Origin of the sequence: Acinetobacter sp. Ag2 (assembly GCF_001005515.1) — a bacterium.
Lineage (GTDB): Bacteria > Pseudomonadota > Gammaproteobacteria > Pseudomonadales > Moraxellaceae > Acinetobacter > Acinetobacter bereziniae.
Map to the genome: position 1 here is coordinate 98471 of NZ_LBNA01000052.1, position 11845 is coordinate 110315.

Genomic DNA, 11845 nt, shown 5'->3' on the forward strand with positions numbered 1-11845 from the left:
TTTACCTTGTCAGTTCTAAACAGATTAATAAAACACAGAAGAGTCGATTTTCTGTGCTTAGCAAACATGTTAAATCTGTAAAACTCACTGCATTCATTTGCATTGTCATTGCCTTGTTGCTCTATAACCTAGAGTATGGCGATAGCATTTCATTTGTTGCTTTATGTGTGCTCAGCACACCGCTACTGTTTGGATTAATTCTGTCGATAAATGATTTAAAACCTAAAACCAAAAAATAGCAGTACCCTTTCCCCCAAGAAGTTCTTGAGTCTTTATCTTTAAAAACATATGACAAGATAGACAAAAAAACTGATCTACATTTTTACTTTAACAAATAAAACACTGTATGAATAAACAACAATACAGGGTTTATATGAAACATGACTGAGTCAAAACCAGTGAATAAAATTCAACCATTTAGTTTACTTTTCATCTATTTTTTTACTTATTGTTAAAATAATCGTCTTAGAATAATCCTTATCACTCTTCCCCAATAACAATTTGAATTGCAATTGCACAATTCAACAAGGAATCATCATGACCACATTACAAAAAATCACCTGCGTTGCAGATATGCGTGAAATTTATCATCGACGTGTTCCTAAAATGTTTGTTGATTATTGTGATTCAGGTTCATGGACTGAACAGACATGGCAGCAAAATAGTGAGGATTTTAAAAAATACTTGTTCCGACAAAAGGTTTTGGTGGACATGGACAATCGTTCCGTGAAAACCGAAATGTTAGGACAATCTGTTTCCATGCCGGTGGCATTGGCGCCTACTGGTTTAATTGGCATGCAACATGCCGATGGCGAAATTCTTGCTGCCAAAGCTGCTGAAAAATTTGGTATTCCTTATATTATGTCGACCATGAGTATTTGTTCGATTGAAGATGTCGCTGCCGCAACTACACAACCTTTTTGGTTTCAGCTGTACATGATGAAAGATCGACATTTTATGCAACAGCTTATTCAACGTGCAAAAAATGCTAAATGTTCTGCATTGGTGTTAACGGCTGATTTACAAATCATGGGACAACGTCATAAAGACATTAAAAATGGCTTATCAGCACCTCCAAAATTAACCTTGGGCAATCTTATCAATATGTGCACCAAACCCGTTTGGTGCTTAGCTATGCTTAAGACACCAAGAAGAAGCTTTGGTAACATCGTCGGACATGTCGATGGGATCAGTAATACGGGTTCTCTAGCTGCATGGACAACTGAGCAATTTGACATGAAGTTAAGCTGGAAAGATGTCGAATGGGTCAAACAACAATGGGGCGGTAAACTGATTATCAAAGGCATTATGGAAGTGGACGATGCGATCGCTGCTGTAAATGCTGGAGCAGATGCAATTGTTGTTTCCAATCATGGTGGTCGACAACTGGATAGTGCTCCATCAAGCATTTCAGTTCTTGAGGAAATTGTACTCGCTGTCGGAGACAAAACAGAAGTCTATATTGATAGTGGAATCCGTAGTGGACAAGATGTTTTAAAAGCTATCGCTTTAGGTGCTAAAGGCTGTTTAATTGGTCGAGCATTTATTTATGGTTTAGGTGCTTATGGAGAACAAGGTGTATATCGCGTCTTGGAAATCATTCAAAAAGAACTGGATTTAAGTATGGCATTCTGTGGGAAAGTGAATATTCAGAACATTGATAAAAGCATTTTAAGATAAGCCTCGCCGACTCACGTCAAATTGGATATTCAACGATTGAATATCCATTCCAGTGATTCAAACAGATCCATCAAAGATATAATTGACATGATCAATAAATCAAATCGCTTTTTTTCGATATAAAAAACTGGTGTAATCCCCACTAAAACGATACAATCAATTTCACTTTTTTACTCTCCCAATATTGCTGAATTTTGCTTAAACTGATTCCAGCATTTCAGTCAATGACATCACTTCACCGCTATAATTTAATCAATCTATAAAATTTCCATGAGGATTTTATGTTGCTGCAATGGTTTGAAAAGTTAGTAGATCCATATCCATCGAAAGGTTTAAACGAACCATTACCTACGACATTCTTTGCTTTTGTTTGGCAGGCTGCCACTGGTGTTAAACGCTATTTATTGATCTTAATACTCTTCACTGCTGCAACAGCCAGCTTTGAAGCACTATTTTTTTCACAAATTGGTCATCTCGTTGATTGGTTGACACAATCAAAACCTGAAGCATTTTTAACCAATCACCAGCAAAATTTGGTTGTGCTCTCACTTATCTTATTAGCGAATATTTTTTTCGCCAATATGCAATCCATTGTCAGACATCAAATTTTATACAGCAGTTTTCCGATGCGTTTACGTTGGAGATTCCATAATCTATTGCTTCGTCACGGTTTGGACTTTTTCCACAATGATTTTGCAGGACGTTTGTCAGCCAAAGTCATGCAAACTGCGCTTGCTGTGCGTGAGTTCTGGGTAATCTTGGGTGATATGGTCACTTATGTCGTGATTTACTTTATTACCATCAGTATTGTATTAGGCTCAATTTCTCCAATTTTACTGATTCCACTTCTGGTTTGGTTAGCACTATTTATCAGTGCAGCAAAATATTTTATTCCAAGATTAGGACGTATTTCCAAAGAACAAGCAGATGCTCGCGCAGTGATGACAGGTCGAGTGACCGATGCCTATACCAACATCCAAACTGTAAAATTATTTGCACATGCAGGGCGTGAAAGCCAATATGCAAAAGAATCAATGAAAGAATTTATGCGCACTGTCTTTAAACAAATGCGTTTAGGTACTTCATATGAAATTTGCATTAATTTACTGACTGCGGTTTTATTTTTTGGGGTTTTGGGGACCGCAGTTTGGTTATGGCTACAGGGTCAAGCTGCCATCGGTGTGATTGCCGCAACCACTGCTATGATTCTTAAATTAAACAGCATGGCTGAGTTTATGATGTGGCAAACTTCTGCCCTGTTCGAAAATGTAGGGACAATTCAAGATGGTATGCAAACGCTTGGTCGCCCAATTAACATTCAAGATAAAGAGGATGCAAAACCGCTTGTGGTAAGCCAAGGCAATATCCGATTTGATGATGTCACTTTTGCCTACAACAGTAAAAATGTGATTGATCATTTTAATTTGAATATTCAACCAGGTGAAAAGATTGGTATTGTGGGTCGCTCTGGAGCAGGTAAATCAACACTGATTCAGTTATTGCTACATTTCTACACCATCAATAATGGCAAAATCAGCATTGATGGTCAAAATATTGAAGATGTTACTCAAGACAGCTTGAGAAAAAATATCGCACTTGTGACACAAGACACTTCATTATTACATCGTACAGTTGCCGAAAATATTAAATATGGTCGCCCAGATGCGACTGATGAAGAAATGTATGAAGCAGTACGTAAAGCAAAAGCTGATGAGTTTATTCCTCAACTTTCCGATTTAAGAGGACGTACAGGTTACGATGCCTATGTTGGTGAGCGTGGTGTAAAGCTTTCTGGTGGTCAGCGTCAACGTATTGCAATTGCACGTGTATTTTTAAAAGATGCACCGATTTTAATTTTAGATGAAGCTACCAGCGCCTTGGACTCTGAGGTGGAAGCTGCGATTCAATCCAGCCTTGATGAGTTGATGGAAAATAAAACAGTCATTGCAATTGCTCATCGCCTTTCAACTATTGCACAGATGGATCGCTTAATTGTCTTAGATCAAGGTCATATTGCGGAACAAGGCACACATGAAGAGTTGATTGCTCAAAATGGGATTTATGCTCACTTGTGGCAAAGACAGACTGGTGGCTTTTTAGTTGAACCTGAGCAAAAAATCAAACAGGAAGATGAAGAGAAACAAGCAAGCCTGAGCTAGTACAATTAATGAAATGCTAATAAAAAGAAAAGCCACGTCATCTTGTAGACGTGGCTTTTCTTTTGAAGAAAGCGTTTAAACTCTTTTAAACTTCACAGCTTTATTCTTGATCTTTAAGCTCTACACTCTGCATCCCTTTATTTAATTTATTCAAGAAATGCACAAAAGTGACTTTATCATCAAATAAAAAACCATCCATCGCTTGACGATAAAATTCATATACTTTCAGCTGCAACTGATTCCAGAATATGTGCCCCTGTTCTGTTAACATCACTTTCTTAGCACGGCGATCAATTTGATCCGCAAAACGAATGACATGTTGGTCACGCTCTAAACGCTTAAGAACACCATCTAAATTTTGTCGGCTTACTCCAAGATATTCTGTCAAATCAGAAAAAGACATTCCTTCTCTTACCTGCTCTCTTGACAATGCCCCAAGTACAGCCCAATGCACTGGAGAAACACCAAGTTCTTTACTACTCATCCGATCAAGCGTATTGCCGAGTTGAAAGAGTCTAAAGGTTAAACGGTTATTGATGGCATATAAATTAGCATCATGTGCGCTAATCTGTTCATTTGACATTAGACTTGATCCAAACTTGCTTTATCATTTTTAGTCATTAGAGATAGATATCCATATAAATTACCTCTCTAATACAGCTAAGTAAATTTTCATTTCTATCATATTTGTACGATGAAAAATACCGCTCAAATGACTTAAATATTAAAATCTAGCGCCGTTTCTTTTCACACAAAGAGATAATTTAAACATCAATCATCACTAGTACCAATTCATCAAAGAAACACCTAAGCCGACATAAGTTGCACGATGATTATAATCAATCAAACTCTCACCATAACCATCAAACAATTGAAAATGCCCACGAAGTTTACCTTTGATTGGAAACGCCCAATCAAATTGCATCGCACCATGTGAATCATCACCACCTTTTAAAGAGTGGCGCAGCATCAGTGAAAAGTCATTATCATTCCAACGGTAGAATGCGGTTAAATCGCCACGCCCGATATAGTTCTTAATATCTGGATTATTATCGTCTTTGAAATCTTCCTCGATGCGATACCATGGACGGACCATTAAAGCAAAATTATCTTTTTCAAAACCGAGATTTAAAATCACACGGTTCCAACTACGTGAAAGCGGATCAGAACGACCATTAGATTGGTGATTTAAGGTTAGTCCAAGCAAACGACCATTTAAACCCAATAAATTATAATTGGTTCTAAACATCAAGCTTGCTTCAGGCTCATAGTTTGTTTCACGAAATGGACGAGACTCTTCACTGTTATAAACCTGCCAACGCGAAGATTGTGTATAGCCCAGCCAAAGATCACCATTATTTCCAAACAGATTTTCCACCGCCTTAGTTTTTAAGGAAATTTGGAATTTAGCTTCCATTGATTTTAAATTTTGATCTTCATCTACAGTATTCTGTGGATTTGGACTATGTGGGAATTCATTTTTCTTGCTGGTCCAGAAAGCAGGAAGCAAATAAACAGGTTGATGTGCACGAATATTCCATGTGCCCAACTTACTGTCTTGAGACAACTCCCAACGGCGATCCAATAACGATGTGTTTGGGTCAATCTTATCACCATGAATAGCAAATAAATTTTCAGCAGTTTGCCCAATTTTTTCTTTAAGCGTTACTGGCTCTGGCTTTGCTTTTTCGATGTCCATCGCTGCCCGTTGTTCTGAAACCAGTACTTGCGCAGGAATTGCAGGCGTTTTAAATATCTTATCGTAACAGGCTAAACGATCAGCATTTGATTCTAGTGCCACACAAGCTTGAGTGCTTGCAGGATTCACTTGAGCCGCATCGTCTGCATAAACAGTGGTCACCAAACCAAAACTGAGCATCATTAAGATGCTCAGATTCACTGGTGTACGTTCAAAACTTTTGAACGACATAGATTTCTCCAGAAAGAATTTAGGGGCTGTGGACATTTCATAAATGGCTTGCGTTGTAGGTTAAAATTGAGCAGGTAAGGCATGAAATGAAGAGAATAGCGAGACTATTTTTAAGTTTCATAACGTAGCCTGAGATAATTTTAACCACAACCCTGAGCAAAAACAAAGCACTGCTTTGTTTGCAGCGCAAGGCGCAGCGGGGACTAGCATGTTTTTTGTCGCTTCTTCGTTCCGAACTACTCATTTAGAATAACTAAATTTCGTATTTCGCGCCTAGAATCGCCTAAAAAACACACCTAGTCGCAAACATAGACGAATTGTCCACAGACCCTTTTTTGAGTTAATTTACTTTTTTAATTTCAAAACCTAATTGTTCTAACAACTCTTTTTTGGCAACTGGTGCCACGACTGCTTTTACAGGCTTTTGCTCAACCAAATAAGTTTGTGTTACACGCTTAAGATCGTCAATAGTAACGTTTAATAATCGTTCACGTAATTGCTTTCTAAACGCAGGAGTGCGTCCATGAAGCAAGGCATAACATGCCGTGATTGCTTCACCTGCTGGAGAACCAGGTTTATCCATACTTGAAACCAACCCCAGAATTGCTTCTTCAAGTTGATAAGCATGCTGCTCCTTGTTCAACAACCAATCCAAACTTGCTTCAAAGTCTTGGAACGTTTCTGCAAGACGAGGGTCGCGATAACTATAAAAACGGAAAGCACATGCATTGCCATCATAACTCGCTCCCCCCCCATATGCACCGCCTTTTTCACGGATTGCACTGTGTAAGAAACCATTACGTAAATAACCAGCCAGAACCATCAAAGGTGCAGCATCTGGATGTGAAACTTCCACCGCTTGATACGCAGAGGCACAGAACTGGACATTGGCTTGAATCAACCAAGCTTGATCAGCATGACTGTCATCTTGCTCAACCTTAGACAAATATACTGGTGCTTGATCTACACTCAATTTATCCCAAACGATTTGGACTTCTTCAACCAGACGTTCTGAATGATGTTCTTCACACACCAATAAGAACTGTTTTGGTGCAAGCATTAAACCACGATGAATTGATTTTAATTCTTCAATGAATTCATCATAAGCCACTTCATCATTTTCAATTTTAGCAACCAGATCACCCAACCAATTTAAAGCACCCAAGCCTGTATTATCATAATCACGTTTTGCCAGAGCACTCATCTGACGCGATGCAATTTGCATTGCATAACTATGACCAGAGCCAGACAAACGTGAAGCCCAACGTGTCTTACGTTGTTGTAACAGTTCGATAATGCGATCTTTCTCATCAAAACGTAATTGCTCAAAAGCAAGCTTGAGTAAACCAATCGCATCAAATCTATCTGTCAATGATTTAGTGGTCAGGGTTAACCAAGCACTAATTTGACCTTTATCATCGGTTTTAGAACGCAATGATGCGCCCATGCCTAAACCACCACTCACCGCAGTTTGAAGTTGTTGAAGTTGCAAATAATCATATTCACCAGCACCAACTTCCCCCATTAAAACGGATAATAAGTTGAAATAAGGTGATTTTACAATTTGATCAGGAATTTGAATCAGCACTTGTTGGTAGTAAATACCATTAGTCCCTGCATGATACAAATTCAATGGCGTATCAATACCATTACAGATAATCTCACGCAATTGACCTTGTACAATTGGCAACTCAGCTGGAATATCTTCCAAACCCACTTTAGGCAATAGATCTAAATTATCGGGAGTCTCTTGACGAACTTTTAAAGCTTCTGTTTGTGCAATAATTTCAGCTTTATCAGCATCTGTTAAAGCAGCACCAATTTTTGCCAAACGTGCTTTCTCTTCTTGTGCTTCCAGTGCAGATTTATTTGCATCTGGTACAAGGGTCATTTGTACACGATGTGGATTATCCAATAAATGAACTTGAATTAAGTTCGATAACCACATTGGATCTTTGAGCTCTTCTTTGACTTCAGCAATAACGGTATCTACGTCCCATGCATGAATTGGATCATTGTGATGAATTGCACTACCTAGACCATTCAAAATCAGTGTTAAACCATATGGAGTACCATCACCACTGATTTCACGTTGATGCAATTCAATTTGATGTAAAATCGCATCAACCATATCTTTGTCAATTGGTTTTGAAGCAACGTCTTGTAAAATGTTCAACACACCTTGTCTAAATGCTTCGGCATGTTCAGGATTGGAGCCTTGTACACCACAATAAAAAGTCATCTCATAGTTTGAATCATCTACACCCATGATTGGACCGGTAGACTGCGCATAACCACAAGTCTCAAGATAATGACGTAGTGGTGAAGCAGAGTTTTCTAATAAAATCCCTTCAACCAAACGCATACCTAAACGTAATTTAACATCACTGGTTTTTGGCAATAACCACGACAAAATATGGTATGTCTTATCTTTTAAATCTTCTGCATCAACCGCATACGTTTCTTGTACTTCAATTGGTGCCGTTAAACGTTGCTCTTCTTTTGAATAGATCGTTTCGCCTTTTGTAAACTTAGAAAGTGCTAACTTTTCAAACTGCTCTTGTAAATGATAGGCAGATTGATCACCAAAAGTCATGAAGATTGCATTGCTTGGGTGATAATGTGATTTATAGAAAGTCACCAACTCATCATAACTCAAGTCTGGAATATCCTTAGGATCACCACCAGAATTATAATGGTAAGTGGTTTTCGGGAATAAATGATGTGCCAATTGGTGATAAAGTTGATCAGAAGGTGAACTCATTGCACCTTTCATCTCATTAAATACCACACCCTTATAAACTGGCTGACCATCTTCCAGCTCAATACGAATGCCTTCTTGTGCAAAATCCAAAGGATTTAAATTAGCAGCAAAAGCAGCATCCATATAAACTTCCAACAGGTTTTGGAAGTCTTTTTTGTTTTGTGTCGCAAATGGATACGCTGTCCAATCCGCCGCAGTAAATGCATTCATAAATGTATTTAAAGAACGTCGAATCATCAGAAAAAATGGATCACGTACAGGGAATTTCTCTGAACCACATAACGCAGTATGCTCTAAGATATGTGCCTCACCCTTTGAATCCATCGGTTGAGTACGGAAAGCAACCAGAAACACATTTTCGTCGTGATCGGTTGCCAAATGGTAGTGCATTGCACCAGTCACTTTATGTTTATATTCAGACACTAAAATGTCTAAAGCTTCTACATGGTGTTGACGTACCAGCTGAAACGCAGGATGAACAGTTTGAGATAAGGTTTCAGTGACATCTACAGTCATGCGATCTCCAATATTAAATGTTTATCTATACGTTTAAGTATAACTGAAACTTAAATAAATGCGATTCATTCCTAACACTAATTCTTAGTAAATCAATCAGGATTAATCAGGACTCGTCGTTGAAATATCAAGAATGAGCAATGAGTTAAATAAAAAAAGTGATGATCAAAAGATTCGATCATCACTGTAAAACTTAAATTTTTTATTGATAATGACTTGAATCTGATTTTTTATATAAGAGTCAGAAACTTTTGGTGATTAGTTTAATTTTTGCATTTTGAATCATCGATGGTCTTTCTATCGTGAGGCGACATGGATGTCGCCATGTTGAGCGTAGATATGTGAGCAAAAACAACGCACTGCTTTGTTTGCAGTGCAAGAATGTTGTTAAACAAAAAAGTGGTTATGAAAAGCGAAGCATCGCCTACACAAACCAATTTAAACTTTAGATATAAAGCTTTGTATTGCAAGCTTTATATCATCAAACAATATCTTTATCGCAATGATTTTATTGATCTAGAAATTATATTTACTATATGGATTTTTCAACAGATTGACTATAGCTTATTGAAAAATAAAATTATAAAAATCAATATTTAAGTTTTGGAGATTAATTTAGATCAATCCCCAAAAGCATAAAGCCCCTACATGAGTTCAGATGATGCGCATGTCTACTTATTGATTCTTCTAATCTTTAATTAAAGGCTCATTATTGGGCAAAGATTTTCAATTCACTATATCAAGTATTTGAAATAGTTATAATTGGGATGATTTTCAACAAATACATAATTTTGCTTTTGATAAAATGGAGCTGCATCTTTTTCGCTATTTAAGCACAGTGCAGAAAAATGAGATTTTGCTTTTTTTTCGAGGTCTTGCAATAAACGCTTACCTATACCGCTTTTACGATATTCAGGTAACACATAGAAACGACGTACACGACCGATTTTATGCTGTGTTTCAGGCTTTTGATTGGTCTCACTATCTTCGCTCATTTGAATATTGAGACCGCCACAAGCAATCAGTTTATCGCCATTAAATGCAACCAGTAAAAATTCACCTTGACGATTAAATTTATTTTTTCCTTGTTGATACTCATCAATCAACCGTTGAATAAATTGAAAACCTTCTTTTTCAGCAACCGCGGCTAAATCTTGAATTTGTGCAGGCAATTGATCAACCTGTTGAATTAAAATATTCACTCAATCTCCAATGTGTTTTAAAACGATAGACCATTGACTCAACTTGTATCTATTCTCGATATATAACCTGATGATATAGCGAACTCAAGATAGAGCTTGTGTTTGAATCTTAGGAACTATTCAACTACTGTGCAATAGCAGAACTTATAAAAATTCATGAATGTACTACTTGAGTCATAAATGAATTTTTTTCAACAATCTACTGTAAAGTTGAGCATTGGTGTAAACTTTAGTTTTTTAACATTGATGTGATGAAGAACATGGCAACAGTTGATCTTTTTGCAATTGGTAATGCATTAATTGACCAAGAATTTAGAGTTTCAGATCAGTTTTTGACTGAACAAAATTTGCAAAAAGGTACCATGCAATTGGCTGATGGTGATACTCAAGCCCAACTCTACAACAATTTAAATGCCAGCCAAGTTTATAAAGGACAAGCTTCAGGCGGTTCTGCTGCCAATACCACAGTTGCATTTAGTGCGCTGGGGTCTTCTGCATTTTATGCTTGCCGTGTAGGCAATGATGAATTAGGACGCATTTATCTTGACGGCTTGAATGATGCTGGAATCATAACTTCACAAAAATCGATCAGCGAAGGTGTGACGGGAACATGTATGGTACTTGTCAGTGATGATTCAGAACGCACCATGCAGACCTATTTAGGCATCACTGCAGAACTTTCAGCACAACAAATGGATTTTGAACCTTTAAAAACAGCACAATGGCTCTATATTGAAGGTTATTTATCCACCAGTGATACTGCTCGCTTAGCGGTCAAACAAGCACGTCAAATTGCACGCGAACACAATGTTAAAATCGCCCTTACCCTTTCCGACCCAGCAATGGTGCAATATGCTCGTCAAGGTTTAAACGAATTACTCGACGATGGCGTAGATCTGATTTTCTGTAATGAACAAGAAGCGATGCTGTATACAGAAACGGATACTGTCGAAGCTGCTTTGGCAAAGTTAAAAACCTTGAGCCGAGACGTCGTGATTACGTTAAGTGCAAAAGGCGCTTTAGTCTCCAATCAAGATCAACATTTTTATGTCCCTGGTCGTAAAGTCAATGCTGTTGATGCGAATGGTGCTGGCGATGCCTTTTCAGGCGCATTCCTATATGCGTTAAATTGTGGTGAAAATTTACAAACAGCAGCGCAACTTGCTATTCTTGTTTCTAGTGAGGTAGTGGCTAAATTTGGACCTCGTTTAGAAATTGCAGAATATGCGACTCTGCTCGAAACATTCAAAAAGGAATGTGCATAAATGGCTGAAAAAATTGCAATGACCGATGAAATTGAAGAGCGCAAAGCACGTGCCTTCGACACAATGACAGGTGATACAATTTTTATCACTCAACGGGATGGGGCTTTTTATGCCTATCAAAATGTGTGTCCACATCTTCAAACTGAACTTGAGTTTCTTGAAAATCAATTTTTAGATCAAGATGGCGAATATATCCAGTGTTCAACACATGGCGCTTTGTTTGAAGTCGAAACAGGTGAATGTATTTCTGGACCATGCCTTGGTGATAAATTGGAAAAAGTGAATATTTCAGTTCATTCAGATGGTGGAATCTACATTGTAGATTAATA

Annotated in this window: 8 protein-coding genes; 4 read left to right on the forward strand and 4 right to left on the reverse strand. The window is 37.7% G+C overall.

Annotation, left to right across the window (positions count from 1 at the left end):
• Positions 1-537: 537 nt before the first annotated feature.
• Together AAV97_RS13050 and AAV97_RS13055 are read left to right on the forward strand one after the other, a co-directional pair.
• Positions 538-1680: an alpha-hydroxy acid oxidase gene (locus tag AAV97_RS13050; RefSeq protein WP_046760798.1), complete on the forward strand. Its 1143-nt coding sequence runs from the start codon at positions 538-540 to the stop codon at positions 1678-1680.
• A gap of 284 nt (positions 1681-1964) precedes the next feature.
• Positions 1965-3839, forward strand: coding sequence for an ABC transporter ATP-binding protein (locus AAV97_RS13055; protein ID WP_171249379.1), 1875 nt, complete (start codon positions 1965-1967; stop codon positions 3837-3839).
• 100 nt (positions 3840-3939) lie between these two features.
• Here the strand turns inward: AAV97_RS13055 and AAV97_RS13060 are convergent, their stop codons facing one another.
• The 4 genes from AAV97_RS13060 to AAV97_RS13080 all read right to left on the reverse strand — a co-directional run bounded on the left by AAV97_RS13060 (position 3940) and on the right by AAV97_RS13080 (position 10251).
• On the reverse strand, positions 3940-4422 hold the full coding sequence (locus AAV97_RS13060) for a MarR family winged helix-turn-helix transcriptional regulator (protein WP_046760800.1): 483 nt from the start codon (positions 4420-4422) through the stop codon (positions 3940-3942).
• A gap of 198 nt (positions 4423-4620) precedes the next feature.
• Positions 4621-5769, reverse strand: a complete 1149-nt coding sequence (locus tag AAV97_RS13065; RefSeq protein WP_046760801.1) for a phospholipase A — start codon at positions 5767-5769, stop codon at positions 4621-4623.
• 340 nt (positions 5770-6109) lie between these two features.
• The gene (locus AAV97_RS13070; RefSeq protein WP_004830447.1) at positions 6110-9049 is read right to left on the reverse strand and encodes an insulinase family protein; all 2940 of its coding nucleotides are present in this window, start codon (positions 9047-9049) and stop codon (positions 6110-6112) included.
• Positions 9050-9783: 734 nt separating this feature from the next.
• On the reverse strand, positions 9784-10251 hold the full coding sequence (locus AAV97_RS13080) for a GNAT family N-acetyltransferase (RefSeq protein WP_005031989.1): 468 nt from the start codon (positions 10249-10251) through the stop codon (positions 9784-9786).
• Between the two features lie 260 nt (positions 10252-10511).
• On the opposite strand from AAV97_RS13080, the gene AAV97_RS13085 reads away from it, so the two are divergent.
• A complete protein-coding gene (locus tag AAV97_RS13085; RefSeq protein ID WP_005031990.1) occupies positions 10512-11516 on the forward strand; it encodes an adenosine kinase in 1005 nt (334 codons plus the stop codon).
• A gap of 18 nt (positions 11517-11534) precedes the next feature.
• Positions 11535-11843: a Rieske (2Fe-2S) protein gene (locus tag AAV97_RS13090; protein ID WP_010591332.1), complete on the forward strand. Its 309-nt coding sequence runs from the start codon at positions 11535-11537 to the stop codon at positions 11841-11843.
• The last annotated feature ends 2 nt before the right edge of the window (positions 11844-11845 follow it).